13 protein-coding genes are annotated in these 14,138 nt (G+C 70.0%); 4 read left to right on the forward strand and 9 right to left on the reverse strand.

Going from position 1 to position 14,138, the window contains the following annotated elements; all coding sequences use genetic code 11:
- Positions 1-181: 181 nt before the first annotated feature.
- From ACF1B9_RS12735 to clpS, 4 genes are all read right to left on the reverse strand, one after another.
- The gene (locus ACF1B9_RS12735; protein WP_361451049.1) at positions 182-613 is read right to left on the reverse strand and encodes a M67 family metallopeptidase; all 432 of its coding nucleotides are present in this window, start codon (positions 611-613) and stop codon (positions 182-184) included.
- Positions 614-737: 124 nt separating this feature from the next.
- Positions 738-2,177, reverse strand: a complete 1,440-nt coding sequence (locus ACF1B9_RS12740) for an amino acid permease (RefSeq protein WP_391744033.1) — start codon at positions 2,175-2,177, stop codon at positions 738-740.
- A gap of 482 nt (positions 2,178-2,659) precedes the next feature.
- Positions 2,660-3,244 carry a DUF2017 domain-containing protein gene (locus tag ACF1B9_RS12745; RefSeq protein ID WP_376208043.1) on the reverse strand — a complete coding sequence of 195 codons (585 nt, stop codon included), beginning with the start codon at positions 3,242-3,244 and terminating at the stop codon, positions 2,660-2,662.
- Positions 3,245-3,293: 49 nt separating this feature from the next.
- Positions 3,294-3,608 (reverse strand): ATP-dependent Clp protease adapter ClpS, encoded by a 315-nt coding sequence (gene clpS, locus ACF1B9_RS12750; protein WP_093900291.1) that lies wholly within the window; start codon positions 3,606-3,608, stop codon positions 3,294-3,296.
- Positions 3,609-3,686: 78 nt separating this feature from the next.
- Here clpS and ACF1B9_RS12755 point away from each other — a divergent pair, with 78 nt between their 5' ends.
- A complete protein-coding gene (locus ACF1B9_RS12755) occupies positions 3,687-5,015 on the forward strand; it encodes a nicotinate phosphoribosyltransferase (RefSeq protein WP_391744030.1) in 1,329 nt (442 codons plus the stop codon).
- Positions 5,016-5,128: 113 nt separating this feature from the next.
- Positions 5,129-5,713, forward strand: coding sequence for an isochorismatase family protein (locus tag ACF1B9_RS12760; protein ID WP_391744029.1), 585 nt, complete (start codon positions 5,129-5,131; stop codon positions 5,711-5,713).
- A gap of 67 nt (positions 5,714-5,780) precedes the next feature.
- Here the strand turns inward: ACF1B9_RS12760 and ACF1B9_RS12765 are convergent, their stop codons facing one another.
- Together ACF1B9_RS12765 and ACF1B9_RS12770 are read right to left on the reverse strand one after the other, a co-directional pair.
- Positions 5,781-6,116, reverse strand: coding sequence for a hypothetical protein (locus ACF1B9_RS12765; RefSeq protein ID WP_391744028.1), 336 nt, complete (start codon positions 6,114-6,116; stop codon positions 5,781-5,783).
- Positions 6,117-6,240: 124 nt separating this feature from the next.
- Positions 6,241-8,640, reverse strand: a complete 2,400-nt coding sequence (locus ACF1B9_RS12770) for an immune inhibitor A domain-containing protein (RefSeq protein ID WP_391744027.1) — start codon at positions 8,638-8,640, stop codon at positions 6,241-6,243.
- 371 nt (positions 8,641-9,011) lie between these two features.
- Here ACF1B9_RS12770 and ACF1B9_RS12775 point away from each other — a divergent pair, with 371 nt between their 5' ends.
- On the forward strand, positions 9,012-9,377 hold the full coding sequence (locus ACF1B9_RS12775; RefSeq protein ID WP_391744026.1) for a hypothetical protein: 366 nt from the start codon (positions 9,012-9,014) through the stop codon (positions 9,375-9,377).
- 87 nt (positions 9,378-9,464) lie between these two features.
- Here ACF1B9_RS12775 and ACF1B9_RS12780 read toward each other — a convergent pair whose 3' ends face one another.
- Positions 9,465-10,244 (reverse strand): RDD family protein, encoded by a 780-nt coding sequence (locus ACF1B9_RS12780; RefSeq protein WP_391744025.1) that lies wholly within the window; start codon positions 10,242-10,244, stop codon positions 9,465-9,467.
- A gap of 194 nt (positions 10,245-10,438) precedes the next feature.
- Positions 10,439-12,055 (reverse strand): RDD family protein, encoded by a 1,617-nt coding sequence (locus ACF1B9_RS12785; protein WP_391744024.1) that lies wholly within the window; start codon positions 12,053-12,055, stop codon positions 10,439-10,441.
- Between the two features lie 212 nt (positions 12,056-12,267).
- Here ACF1B9_RS12785 and ACF1B9_RS12790 point away from each other — a divergent pair, with 212 nt between their 5' ends.
- Positions 12,268-12,744 (forward strand): SsgA family sporulation/cell division regulator, encoded by a 477-nt coding sequence (locus tag ACF1B9_RS12790; RefSeq protein WP_391744022.1) that lies wholly within the window; start codon positions 12,268-12,270, stop codon positions 12,742-12,744.
- Between the two features lie 23 nt (positions 12,745-12,767).
- Here ACF1B9_RS12790 and ACF1B9_RS12795 read toward each other — a convergent pair whose 3' ends face one another.
- Positions 12,768-14,135, reverse strand: a complete 1,368-nt coding sequence (locus ACF1B9_RS12795; protein WP_391744021.1) for an FAD-binding oxidoreductase — start codon at positions 14,133-14,135, stop codon at positions 12,768-12,770.
- Positions 14,136-14,138: the final 3 nt, after the last annotated feature.

Below are 14,138 nucleotides of genomic sequence, written 5' to 3' on the forward strand. Positions count from 1 at the left end.
CGTATCGATTCCCGGTCCGTGATCCGGAGTGTGATCTCACCTGATGGATGATTGATGTTCGCCAGGCGGACAGGGCCGCGAAGGGCCCGCCCCCGCCCGGCCGACGGGGCGCCGGGGCGCCGGAGTCGGGCGGCGGGTCGGGCGGCGGGGTCGGGCGGCGGGGTCGGGCGGTGCGAGGAGGTCAGGCGGGCTCGTACGCCTCGACGACCTCGACGGGCTCCTCGGTGATCTCGCCGTCCACGATGCGGTAGGAGCGGAACTGGAAGGGGCCCGCGTCGTCGGTGTCCGCGGTGGAGACGAGGACGTAGTGCGCGCCGGGTTCGTTGGCGTACGTGACGTCGGTGCGGGAGGGGTAGGCCTCGGTCGCGGTGTGGGAGTGGTAGACGATCACCGGCTCCTCGTCGCGGTCGTCCATCTCGCGGTAGAGCTTGAGGAGGTCGCCCGAGTCGAACTCGTAGAAGGTGGGCGAGCGGGCGGCGTTGAGCATGGGGATGAACCGTTCGGCCCGGCCGGTTCCGGCCGGGCCCGCGACCACGCCGCACGCCTCGTCGGGGTGGTCGGCGCGGGAGTGCGCGACGATCTGGTCGTAGAGCGCCTGGGTGATGGTCAGCATGGCGCCCAGGATAGGCGGGCGGGCCCCTGCGTACCGAGGAGTGGTACGCAGGGGCCCGCATGGTGGACGCGGCCGTGGGGACGGCGGTCGCCCGGGGATGGTTCGGGGGTCGTACGAAGTGGCCTCAGCTCTTCGCGAAGGCCTTGTTCTCGGGGTTGCGGGCCCTGAGCACCAGGTACGAGACACCGAGGGCGGCCGCCCAGAGCGGGGCGCAGTACAGCGAGACCCTGGTGTCCTTGTCGATGCCCATCATCACGACGACCAGGCCGATGAAGGCCAGTGCGAAGACGCTGGTGTACGGGGCACCGGGGGCCCGGAAGCCGGATCGCGGGAGTACGCCGAGGTCGGCGAGGCGGCGGTAGCGGATCTGGCAGACGAGGATCATGATCCAGGCCCACATGCCGGAGATGGTGGCGAAGGAGACGACGTAGGTGAAGGCGTCACCGGGCCACTGGTAGTTGATCCAGACGCCGACGAGCATCAGGGCGGCGGAGAAGGTGGTGCCGACCAGCGGGGTACCGCTCCTGGTGAGCCGGGTGAAGAACTTCGGGCCCTGTCCGTTGAGCGCGAGGTCGCGGAGCATGCGGCCGGTGGAGTACATGCCGGAGTTGCAGGAGGAGAGGGCCGCGGTCAGTACGACGAAGTTGACGATGCCGGCGCCGATACCGAGACCCATTTTCCGGAACGCGGCGACGAACGGTGAGACGCCGGGCTGGAACTCGGCCCACGGAACCACGGAGAGGATCATGACGAGGGCCCCGATGTAGAAGACCGCGATGCGCCACGGCACGGTGTTGATGGCCCTGGGCAGGACGGTCTTCGGGTCCTTGGACTCGCCCGCGGTGACGCCGACGAGCTCCACGGCGAGGAACGCGAACATCACGATCTGCAGGGTCATCAGGGTGCCCTTGATGCCGTGCGGGAAGAAGCCGCCGTCGTCCCAGAGGTGGGCGACGGACGCGGTGTCCCCGGCGTCGGAGAAGCCGAGGGTGAGAATTCCGGCACAGATGAGGATCATGCCGACGATGGCCGTCACCTTGACCATCGAGAACCAGAATTCGAGTTCCCCGAAGAGCTTTACGGAGATCAGGTTCACGCCGTACAGGATGACCGTGAAGACCAGTGCCGACACCCATTGCGGAATGTCGAACCAGAATGTCATGTACTGGGCGGCGGCAGTGACTTCGGTGATTCCGGTGACGACCCAGAACAGCCAGTAGGTCCAGCCGGTGACAAAGCCTGCGAAGGGCCCGATGAATTCGCGGGCGTACTCCGAGAAGGACCCCGATACCGGGCGGTACATGAGGAGTTCACCCAGGGCGCGCATGATGAAGAAGATCACCAGGCCCGCGACGGCATAAGCCAGGACGAGACTGGGGCCGGCCTTGGAGATCGCCTTTCCCGCCCCAAGGAAGAGGCCGGTGCCTATGGCCCCGCCGATGGCGATCATCTGGATCTGACGGGCGCCGAGGGCCCGCTGGTACCCCTCGCCCGTCGCGCCGGCACCCGCGGCCGGTGCGGCCTGCCGGCCGCTCTGTCCCTTGTCGACCTGCGCCGATGTCATGTGCTGCGCCTTTCTCCACGCTGATCCGCGCCGTCGAAGCCGCGGACCGGGTCCCGGTCCCCCCGGATATGGATGGAGTGCCACCGGCGGTCGCCGGCTTGTAGCGCCCTCGGGAACAAGGGTGGCGTCCCCGAGTGGTCGTGAAGATTTATCACGGGCACACGGGTGAATCATCGGAGCTGATGTGGTGCACAGCACAGGAAAAAGCGGACAAGGGTTTTCAGTCGCCATATATGCGACCGTTCAGGTGACGGGATCGTTATTCGGATTTGAGCATCCGTTGAGCGAACGCGCCTCGCCCGGGAGCCGATGAATCGGGATGCGGGAAGCCCGGAAACCTGGATCGGGGCCGAGAGGCACGAAAGCCGCGACTGAATCGGGGCCTGGAAGCACGTAAAGCGGGGCGGGGAAGCGCGGAAACCTGGACCGCCCGGCAGGCCCGCAGAACCAGGGCCGGGGCCGGGAGACCGGAAAGCCGGGAACTACGGCATCAGGGTTTCCACCAGGGTTTCCTGGAGCGCGCCGAGCCAGAGGTAGGCCATGACCATCGGCTTGCGCGGATCGCTGTCGGGAAGCCGGTAGAGCGATCCGGCCTCGCCCTCGTCGTCGTCGGACACCTCCAGACGGGTGCCGATGGTGAGCCGGAGATCGTTGAGGGCGCCGAGCCAGTGACGGCATTCGTCGCCGGAGAGCTTGAGTACGGCGCCGCCGTCCTCGGCGACGGACAGGGCGTCCAGGGTGCGTACGACGGTGAGGGCGTCATCACGCTTGCGGGCGCGCAGGTCGTTCTCGGTGAAGCGGCGGAACTCCGCGGAGGCGGCTCGCAGTTCGCTGTCCTCGTCGCCGTACGCCTCGGGGAAGAGGCGGGCCAGCGCGGGGTCGGTGGGCGGTTCACTGGGCCCTTCCGCGAAGAGGGCGGCCAGCGGGTCCTCGCCGTCGGCGGGTTCGTCGCCGGGGCCGATCAGTTCCAGCAGCTGGACGGCGAGGGAGCGCAGGATCGCGATCTCCACGTCGTCGAGCGCGACGGCCGCGCCGCCGCCGGGGGTGGCCTCGAAGTGGCCGGCCATGGGTTTTCTCCGATGGTGGGTCGGGCGGGGCAGAGGGGATCTGATCGGTCTAGTTGCGGTCCTGCGTGAGGGTGGCCCACAGCCCGTAGCCGTGCATGGCCTGGACGTCACGCTCCATCTCCTCGCGGCTGCCGCTGGAGACGACGGCCCGGCCCTTGTGGTGGACGTCCAGCATCAGCTTGTGGGCCTTGTCCTTGGAGTAGCCGAAGTAGGCCTGGAAGACATAGGTCACATAGCTCATGAGATTGACCGGGTCGTTGTGGACCAGCGTCACCCAGGGGACGTCGGGCTCGGGGACGACAAGACTCTCCTCGGCCGATTCGGGACGCTCGATCTCTGTGGGGGCGACGCTCACCCACCCCATGCTGCCACTCGGGAGGGGTCATCGCACAAACGACCCGAGATCTCGTCACTCTGACGAAATAGGGGTAGCATCCGGAGCATGAACTCTGCGGACCTTGGGCGACGGGTCGGTGTGCCGTCGACGGCGCTCTTCACCGACCAGTACGAGCTCACGATGGTGCAGGCCGCGCTGAAGGCCGGCACGGCCGACCGGCGCTCGGTCTTCGAGGCATTCACCCGCCGGCTGCCGGAGGGCCGGCGCTACGGCGTCGTCGCGGGCATCGGACGGGTGCTCGACGCGGTGGAGAACTTTCACTTCGACGACGAGATGCTCACCTTCCTGCGCGAACAGGACGTCGTCGACGGACCCACGCTCGCCTGGCTGGCCGACTACCGCTTCAACGGCGACATCTGGGGCTACCCGGAGGGCGAGGTGTACTTCCCCGGCTCGCCGATCCTGCGGGTCGAGGGTTCGTTCGCCGAGTGCGTGCTGCTGGAGACGGTGATCCTCTCGATCCTCAACCACGACTCGGCGATCGCCGCGGCGGCGTCGCGGATGTCCGCGGCGGCCGGCGGACGCGGCCTGATCGAGATGGGTGCACGCCGCACCCATGAACTGTCGGCGGTGGCGTCGGCGCGTGCCGCGTACATCGGCGGCTTCGACACCACCTCCGACCTGGCCGCGGGCTTCCGCTACAACATCCCCACCGTCGGGACGAGCGCCCACGCCTTCATCCTGCTCCACGACACCGAGCGCGACGCGTTCCGGGCCCAGGTCGACTCGCTGGGCCGGGGGACGACGCTGCTGGTCGACACGTACGACGTCGCCGAGGCGGTCCGTGCGGCGGTCGAGGTCGCCGGGACCGACCTCGGTGCTGTACGCATCGACTCCGGGGACCTGCTGCTGGTCGCGCACCGGGTGCGGCAGCAGCTGGACGAGCTGGGCGCCACCGGGACGAAGATCGTGGTGACGTCGGATCTGGACGAGTACGCGATCGCCTCGCTGGCCGCGGCGCCCGTCGACGCGTACGGGGTGGGCACGCAGCTGGTGACCGGCAGCGGGCAGCCCACCTGCTCGATGGTCTACAAGCTGGTCGCCCGCGCCGGATCCGCCGACCCCGCGGAGCCGCTGCGTCCGGTCGCGAAGAAGTCGCTCGGCTCGAAGGCGTCGGTGGGCGGTCGCAAGTGGGCCGCGCGCAGGCTGGACGAGAACGGGGTGGCCGAGGCGGAGGTGATCGGCACCGGTCCCGTACCCCCGGAGCTGGCCGACCGGCAACTGCTGGTCGAGCTGGTCAGGGGCGGCGAGGCGATCGCCCGTGAGCCGCTGGACGCGGCACGCGAGCGGCACGTCGCGGCGCGGGCGGGGCTGCCGATGTCGGCGATGCAGTTGTCCCGCGGGGAGCCCGTGATCCCCACGGAGTTCGTGTGACGGGGCGGGCGCGGGGAAGGTGACCGGGCCGCTCCCTGAACCGCTCCCGAGTCTCTAGGCTCGAACACGTCCCTCATGACCGCCGACCCGTCCCCCACCGAAGGACACCCGCCATGCACCGCGCATTGATCGTCGTGGACGTCCAGAACGACTTCTGCGAGGGCGGCAGCCTCGCCGTGGCGGGCGGCGCCGATGTCGCCGCCGCCATCACCGACCTGATCGGCGAGGCCCAGCCCGGGTACCGCCATGTGGTGGCCACCCGGGACCACCACATCGACCCCGGCAGCCACTTCTCCGCACAGCCGGACTTCGAGCACTCCTGGCCCGCGCACTGTGTCGCCGGCACGGAGGGGGTGGGCTTCCACCCGAATTTCGCCCCCGCGGTCGCCTCGGGAGCGATCGACGCGGTGTTCGACAAGGGTGCCTACGCCGCGGCGTACAGCGGCTTCGAAGGCCTCGACGAGAATGGTGTGGGACTGGCCGACTGGCTGCGGGACCGCCACGTCACCGAGGTCGACGTGGTCGGCATCGCGACCGACCACTGCGTGCGGGCGACGGCGCTGGACGCGGTCCGGGCCGGCCTCACGACGCATGTGCTGCTCGACCTGACCGCGGGGGTCGCCGAGGAGACCACGGAACGGGCGCTGGAGGAGCTCCGCAGGGCGGGTGTGAAGCTCTCCGGCAAGCCCGTGGTGTAGCCGGGCGGATCAGCCTCGGGCCGCCCCCGCCGTCGCCCCCGCCCCCGCCCCCGCCGTCGCCCCGGCCTCAGGCCGGGCGGCGGGCCGGTACGGACGGACGGAGCAGCGCCCGGATCGGATGCCAGAGCTCCTGCGCCCGCTGGGGCCGGGCCCGCCAGAGCATCCCGTCGGGGTGGTGGAGCACGGCGGTGATCTCGTCGGGGGTGGGCGGCTCGGCGTTGCCGCGGAGATAGACGGCGCGCAGGCCCAGATTGCGCAGCCGGGTCAGCGCGCGGGCCCGGTTGGCCGCGTGCACCAGGACCCGGACCGGGGTGCCCGGACCCGTTCCGTCCGTCGGACCGGTCAGGGTGATCGCCACCACCACCGTGCCGTTCGGCAACTTGCTGAACCCTCCACCTGCCATGCTCCGCGCTCCCCCGTGAGACGTCATGTCAATAAGGATCTGAACAAGAGGCACCTAAACACGATCGGCCGCCGCCCGCTAGAGGGCGACGGCCGATCAAGCTCTGACCTGCGGTGATGCGGAACTACTTGTGCGAGGGTCCCACCTTGACGATCATCGTCGAGCCGTCGCGCGGCTCGCTGACGACCGTGATCCGGGTGTTCGTGTCAGTGACCTGAACACTTCCGGTCTTGTTCTCCTTGTACCAGTAGGTTCCCTTGTGGTCGTCGAAGACCGGGATGCCGAGCTGGGGCTTGATCTGCACCGGCACATCGGCGTTGTGCAGGGTGAAGCCGTCGGTCGCGTACCGGCTGAAGGGTGCGTCGAAGGGCTGGATCTTGTTCCGGATGATCGTGCCGTCCGCCCACTTCAGCGGCTTGGCGTGCGCGTCGATCGGCAGGATCAGGCCCTTGCCCGGGTGGGCCGAGACGTTGTTGTCCTTCTGGGAACGGTCCCACTGCCAGATGAGCAGACCGTTCTGGTACGGGTAGTGCTCGACCCAGTCCGGACGGGTCTTGGAGAAGCCGAAGTTGTACGGGCCGACCTTGAGGGTCCGGTCGTAGCTGACGTACTGGCGGTTCTCCGCGATGTAGTACTGCGGGTAGTCCTTGGTGAACGACTCACCGACGCGGGAGAAGCCCTTGGCGGTCCAGCCGTTGTCGTCGCCCTCGGCGTTGTCCGTGAAGAGCGCGGCACCGTCGGCGTCGACCGCGATGGTGTCGGCGGCGAAGCCGACGCCGCCCGCACCGCCGTCGGTGGTGTAACGGAAGCGGATGTCGATCTTCTTGCCCGCGTAGGCGTCCAGCGGGTAGGAGAGCTTCCGGTACGCGCCGGAGACGTCGGTCAGGGCCGGCTTGTCGCTGGCGTCGCGCGGGATCGCCTTGCCGTCGGCCGTGCCGTCGATCGCGGTCCAGCTGGTGCCGCCGTTGTCCGACACCTCGGTGTAGAGGAAGTCGTAGTCCTTCTCGATGTCCCACCAGCCCGCGAGGTCCAGGGAGGCCTTGGACTTGCCGGTCAGGTCGACCGAGCGGGTCAGGGTGTTGTTCAGGTTGTCACCCATGTCGCTCCACCACTGCTTGGAGCCCTCCGCGGGCTTCGTGACAGCGGTGGTGACGGGCTTGTCGGGCAGCGTGACGAGGAGCGCCTGCTTGTCCTTGGTGTTGTACTCGGACACGCCCAGCTTGTGGGTGGAGTTCGTCGCGGCCTTGGCCTCGCCGTAGTTGAGCCAGCCCAGCTGGAGCTTGTCCCAGGCGGTCATGTCGCCGGGCAGGTCACCGATCTGGTTCTTGCCGGTGCCGAGCCAGGAGCCCGCCGACATCAGGGACCAGAAACCGACCGAGTTCTCGGCGGTGTTGGTGGTGTCGTACAGGTCGGGCAGGCCCAGGTCGTGGCCGTACTCGTGGGCGAAGACGCCCAGGCCGCCGTTCTCGGGCTGCGCGGTGTAGTCGCCGACCCAGAAGCCGGTGTCACCGATCTCGGTGCCGCCGGCCTTGTTCTCGGCCGGGCCGGTCGCACCGGCGTTGGTGCCGTAGGCGTACCAGCGGTGCGCCCAGATGGCGTCGGTGCCCTGCGCGCCGCCACCCGCGGACTCGTCCTCACCGGCGTGGACGATCTGGAAGTGGTCGATGTACCCGTCGGGCTCGTTGAAGTCGCCGTCGTTGTCGTAGTCGTAACGGTCCCACTGGTCGTACTGCGCGAGATCCGCCTTGATCTGCTCCTGGGTACGGCCCTTGGCCTTCTGGTCGGCGACCCAGGCGTTCACGCCGTCGCGGATCATGTCCCAGGCGTTGGCGCAGTTGGTCGCGCCGCAGTAGTTGGAACCGTAACGCGCCTCGTTGTACGGCACCTTGACCCAGTCGGAGACCTCGCCGTCGACCGAGTAGCGCCCGGAGGACGTCTTCTCGTAGTAGGTCTTCAGCGAGTCCTTGCCGGCGCCCTCACCGAAGTAGAGGTCCTGGAAGTGCGCCTGGTTGTAGTCGGCCTGCCAGGCGGTGCTGTTGTCCTTCTTGGGGTCCGGCTTGGCGATCGTGTTGTGCGCCGGGCCGGGCGTGCCGCCGTACTTCTTGACAGGAGGCTTCGGCCCGTCTCCGTCCGGGTCGAACATGGTCGTGTCGTCGACCTTGTCGCCGAACTCGACCAGGATCGTGAAGATCTTGTCGGTCTTCTCGCGGCCGAGCTCGACGTACTTCTTGTCGTCGAGCTTCACGACCTGGGAGCCGTTCCGCTTCGATATCTTCTTGTCGCCCGATATGACCTTTTCCAGGGCGGCCTGACGCTGCGCGTCCTGCTGCTCGCTGAACGGGCCCTTCAGATCGTGCTCGTTGCCCTTGGCCGAGCCCGGGTCGCGGCGCTCGACCGCGGAGACCTTGGCCGCTGATGCCTGGTCATCCGCCTGAGCGGTGGCGAAAGCTGACGCCGTCGCGGCAGTGGCGGCCATGGCCACGACAACCGCCGCGGCGCGAAGCGCCCGTCTGTGAGTGGTCACTTGATGCAGTCCTCCCCGGCGCCCGCGGCTGCGGCCTGGGGTGGTGTGGTGGGGCCGCGCGCGGATACGCGTCACAAGTGACGACATTCGACCGGAGTTACGAGAGAAAAGACAGATCTTGACTTGAACAGGCCAAGTGCACTATGCAGGAGCACATTTCCGTTATCCGGACGTTCACCGGGCAGGCAACCGGCGCGTCACAGCCCAAGCCCGGAGCGCGGAATGACTCCGTGCGCCCCCCGTGCACCGGCACCGTGGGTTAGGCCACGCTTACCACCGGCTCCGCTCGGGCATCCACCGTCGTAGAGTCGCTTGACAGTGCGACCGTGTTGAGAGACTGCCCATCCGATGCCCCGAGGACGGATACCGCCATGCCGCGTATCACTGCCGCACAGTTCTCCTACGGTTCGGTCACCGTCGTCTTCTCGACCCTCGCCATGCTGCTGCTCTCCCGTACGGGTTCGGGCCTCGGCATCGCCGTCATCGGGACCGCGGCGCTCGCGCTCGGCCTGCTGGTGGCCGTGACCGTACCCCTCCCGTCCCGGGCGAAAACAGCGAAGTCGTCGAGGGCCGGGGCCGCAGCCCGTACGAACCAGGACGTGGTTTCCGCCGCCGTAGAGGCCGAGGGCCTCGCCCGCGACGGGGTCCATGCCCCGATCCCGGCGGCCCGTGCGGCCGAGCAGCGCGTGACGGCGCGTGCGGAGCAGCGCCTGAACGAGCACTCCCTGAGGCGCTGACGCTCAAAGGCCTCGGTCTCCGTACGGGTTCGACGAACGAGCCCGTACGAAGGCCGATGCCTTTGTGGCGTGGGGCGAGGGCCTGCCTCAGTTGGTCTGGACGACCACCGTCTTCGCCGCCTTGTCCTGCAGGCCCTGACGGTAGGGCTTGTCCGTGAACATGAGCACGATGTTGATCAGCCACCACAGGCAGGGGCAGCACAGCAGCGCCGGCAGCCACAGCACCACGGCCCGCAGGAACGCCGCCCCGGTGTCCGGCACCCGGCCGTCGTTGAGCATCGCGACCCGCAGCTTCAGCAGCCGTTTGCCGATGGTCCGGCCGTCCTTGTGCGTGAAGTACGTGTCGTACGCGACGTAGACCACCAGCCCGATCAGCGACCAGATCAGTTGGTGACTGCTGTACGTCTGACTGAAGACGTTGCCGACACCGTTGTTGCTGGTGTTGTCGTTCGTCACCTCGACCGCGCCGCCCCAGGGCAACGAGATCAGGTACAGCGGGATCGAGATGATCAGGAAGTCGATCAGCCGGGCCAGAATCCGCTTTCCCGGTTCGCCGAGCGGCGGCATACCGGCCAGCGGATCGACGCCCCCGTACGGGCCACCGCCGCCATAGGGACCGGGTTCGTACGGCGGCGGAGGGGGAGCGCCGCCGTAGGGCGAACCCGATGACGGCCCCTGGGGCTCCTGAGGCCCCTGCGGCCCCTGCGGCCCCTGAGGCCCGTGAGGCTCCTGAGGCCCCTGCGGCCCCTGAGGCCCGTGAGGCCCCTGAGGCCCCTGAGGCTCCTGAGGCCCTTGTGCCCCCTGCGGCCTCTTGAGGAACGGGTCGTCCTCGGGCGGCTCACCGGACGTCGGCTGATCGTTGCTCATGGGGGCAGTGCATCCCGGCCTCCGGGCGCCCGCAACGGCTCAGGTGCGTTCGGGGGAACGGTGCCTCCCGCGCAACCCCTCACCCGATGGGCCGTCAGCCGGACGAGTGCGCTCGGCGGCTCCCCACACGGGGTCGGCCCCGATGCCCCGAAGCCGACCCGCGTGGTCGGCACGACGGGTCGGCGCCCGGGGTGTCAGCCCGCGACGAAGGTGTGCGCCGCCTTGTCGTGCCAGCACTGCCGCCACGGCCGGTCAAACAGGCACCAGAGCACATTGACCACCCCGACCACCAGGACGCCCAGCACGCCGTAGACCAGCCAGCGGCGCAGCGCGGCACCGAAGGCCGGGGCCCCGTGGGACTCGATGTCCCGTACTTCGAGCCCGCAGAGCTTCTTGCCGAGCGTACGGCCCCACTTGGCGGTCGGCAGCGCCTCCAGCAGGACGCCGAGCACCAGGAACGCGCCGAGCACCGCGCCGAACAGACCGGCCGTGGTGGAGTCCACCAGCCAGACGGTGACCGTCTCGCCGGACAGCTTCGCCGCGCTGATCTTCTCGTCGATGTGGTCCATCGCCCGCGAGACGAGCGGGAACCCGATCGCGCCGACCGGCGCGGCCAGCACCACCGTGTCGACGAGCCGGGCGGCGAACCGCTTGCCGAGTCCGGCGGGCCTCGCCGATGCCTGGGCCTGCGCGAGCTGCTGGAAGGGGTCGTCGACCGGGGGCTTCCAGGGCACGACGGGCTGATCCGGCTGCCCACCCTGCGCACCGAACTGCGGATGAGGCTGCTGCGCCTGGAGCGGGAGCCGGGGCTGGGGGCGGGCGGCCTGCTCGGGCTGGGCCGGTTGATGGACGTGCTGCGCCCAGGAGGCCGCACCACCGCCCGGACCCGGCGCGAGAGGGCCGCGGGGCTCGCCCGGGGCGGGGGCGGCCGGGGCAGGGGCCCGCGCGGGACGCGGGTCCGGAGCCGGGGCGGGGGGCTGCGCCGGGGTCTGCGCGGGAGGCCGCGGACCGGTCCCCGGGGAGAGCGCGCGGATCGCCATCGTCCCGTCCGCGGGCGGCTGTTCCGTCGTCCTGGGAGCGGGCGGGCGGGCGCCCCGGCCCACGGCGCGGATCGCGACCGTACCGTCGGGGGGCGGCCCTCCGGCTTCGCCGCCGCTGCCCGCACCGCTGCCACCGGGGCGGCCCGTGCGGTCGCTGCGGATCGCGACGGTGTTCTCGGGTGCCTGGCCGCCGCCGTCGCGCACGGCGGGCAGCGCACCGGCCGTCGGGTCCGGGGAAGCCGGCCGGCGCGGGTCCGCGGGAGCACCGTCGACGGGCGCCCGGACCGCGGGGGCGCGATCGGCCGGGACCAGGCCGCCCGGCGCCCGGACCGCGGGGAGACGGTCGGCCTCCGGCCCCGACCGCCGACTCCGCTCACCGCGTTCGTCCTGCGCGCCGGGGTGCCCGGTGCCGCCCCAGGAGACCCGCCGGTCGCGTTCTCCGCCGAAGCCGGTCTGCCGGGACGCGTCCGCCTGCCAGGCGGTGGCCGGTTCAGGACGGTTGTCCGTGAGCGGCTCCTCGTCGAGGAAGACCGGACCGGTCTCGTCCACCGGTGCGTCGGCCGACGCGGGTGCCGGGGCCGTCGGCTGCGGTCCACCCGCCGCTCCGGCGGGCGCCGCGGGCGCCGAATCGCCCTGCGGAGGGGCGGGCCGGCTCGTGCCGGGCACCCACGAGGCGCCGTTCCAGTACCGGACGTATCCGGGAATGGACGGGTCGGGGTAGTACCCCTCGCGGGGGCTTTCGTCACCGGGTGCCGGGGTTGGGGCGCTCATCACCGTGGTCCCGTATCTCTTCGAGGCCGCAATTCAACGGGTCCACATCTATCAGACGCCCGCGTACCCCTGGGCGGCTCCAGGGGATTGGGCCACTTTCCGGTCACCCGGAAATTTTTTCCCGAAGTCGCGTCATAGGTGGCGGGCAGGGCGCTCTCTCCCAGTGCGGACCGGTCACGGGACCGGCCCACAGGCACTGGAAGGACGCACTCATGCACACCGTCGTGGAACGCGACCTGGAGTTCAAGCTGGTTCTGTCGCCCGAGCGCAGCATCCCCGTCCCTGCCAGGCTGACGTATCGCACGGAGGATCCGTACGCCGTGCACGTCGCCTTCCACATCGGCTCCGAGCTCCCCGTCCACTGGACGTTCGCCCGCGAGCTGCTGGTCGAGGGCGTGTTCCGGCCGTGCGGCCACGGGGACGTACGGATCTGGCCGACCAAGGTCGACGTCCGCAACGTCATCTTCGTGGCGCTGACTTCGCCGGACGGCGACGCGCTGCTGGAGATGCCGTCCGCCGCGGTGGCCGCCTGGGTGGAGCGGACGCTGCGGCTGGTCCCGCCGGGCACGGAGTCCGAGCGGCTGGGCATCGACGAGGGTCTCGCCGAGCTGCTCGCGCCGCTGCCGGCCGACGATCTGTGGCTGAGCGACCCGTGGGGGCCGGACGATGCGCAGGACGGCGACGCGTGAACGGCCACGGCGCCGACAGGCCGTCAGAACACCTTGCCCGGGTTGAGCAGCCCCAGCGGGTCGAACGCCTGCTTGATGCCCCGGTGCAGTTCGACGCCCACCTCGCCGAGTTCGCGCGCGAGCCACTCCTTCTTCAGGACCCCGACCCCGTGTTCGCCGGTGATCGTGCCGCCGAGTGCCAGGCCGAGCGCCATGATCTCGTCGAAGGACGCACGGGCCCGCCGGGACTCGTCGGCGTCGGTGTGGTCGAAACAGACGACGGGGTGGGTGTTGCCGTCGCCCGCGTGTGCGCAGACACCGATGGTGAGGCCGTACTTCTCGGCGACGGCGGCGGTGCCTTCGAGCATCGCGCCGAGTTTCGAGCGCGGAACGCAGACGTCGTCGATCATCGTGGCCGACTTGACGGTCTCCAGCGCGGTGAGCGACATCCGCCGGGCCTGGAGCAGCAGATCGGACTCGGCGGCGTCCGCCGCGGGGACCACCTCGGTGGCGCCCGCAGCGGTGCACAGCTCGGCGACGGCGGCCAGGTCGGCCGACGGGTCCGGGGTGTCGAAAGCGGCGAGCAGGAGCGCCTCGGTGGTGTCGGGGAGGCCCATGGACGCCATCCGGTTGACGGCACGGACCGTCGTACGGTCCATCAGTTCGAGGAGTGACGGGGTGTGACCACGCTCCATGATCCGGCAGATCGCGTCGCAGGCGGTGGCCGCGCTCGGGAACTCGGCGGCCAGGACCAGCTGCCGCGGCGGCCGGGGCTTCAGCGCCAGCACGGCCTTGACGACGATGCCGAGGCTGCCCTCCGAGCCGACGAAGAGCCGGGTGAGGTCGTAGCCGGCGACGCCCTTCGCGGTGCGGCGGCCGGTGGTGAGCAGCCGCCCGTCGGCGAGGACGACGTCCAGGCCGAGCACGTACTCCGCGGTGACCCCGTACTTCACGCAGCACAGACCGCCGGAAGCGGTGCCGATGTTGCCGCCGATGGTGCACGTCTCCCAACTGGAGGGATCCGGCGGGTAGTGGAGACCGTGCTCTTCGACCGCCCGCGAGAGCACCGCGTTGACGACGCCCGGTTCGACGACCGCGATCCGGTCGACCGGGCTGATCTCCAGGATCCGGTCCATCTTCACCAGGGAGAGCACGATGCACTCGTCGGAGGCGTTGGCCGCGCCCGACAGACCGGTGCGGGCCCCCTGCGGGACGACCGGGACGCGCAGGGCCGTGGCCGTGCGCATGACGTGCTGGACCTGCTCGACCGTGCGCGGGAGCACGACGACGGCCGGTGTGCCCGATGCGCAGAAGCTCGCCATGTCGTGCGCGTACGAGGCGGTGATGTCGGGATCGGTGATCAGGGCCTCGTCGGGCAGCCCCGCACGCAGTCGTTCGAGAAGACCGTTCATGAT

Origin of the sequence: Streptomyces sp. NPDC014727 (assembly GCF_043083485.1) — a bacterium.
GTDB lineage: Bacteria > Actinomycetota > Actinomycetes > Streptomycetales > Streptomycetaceae > Streptomyces.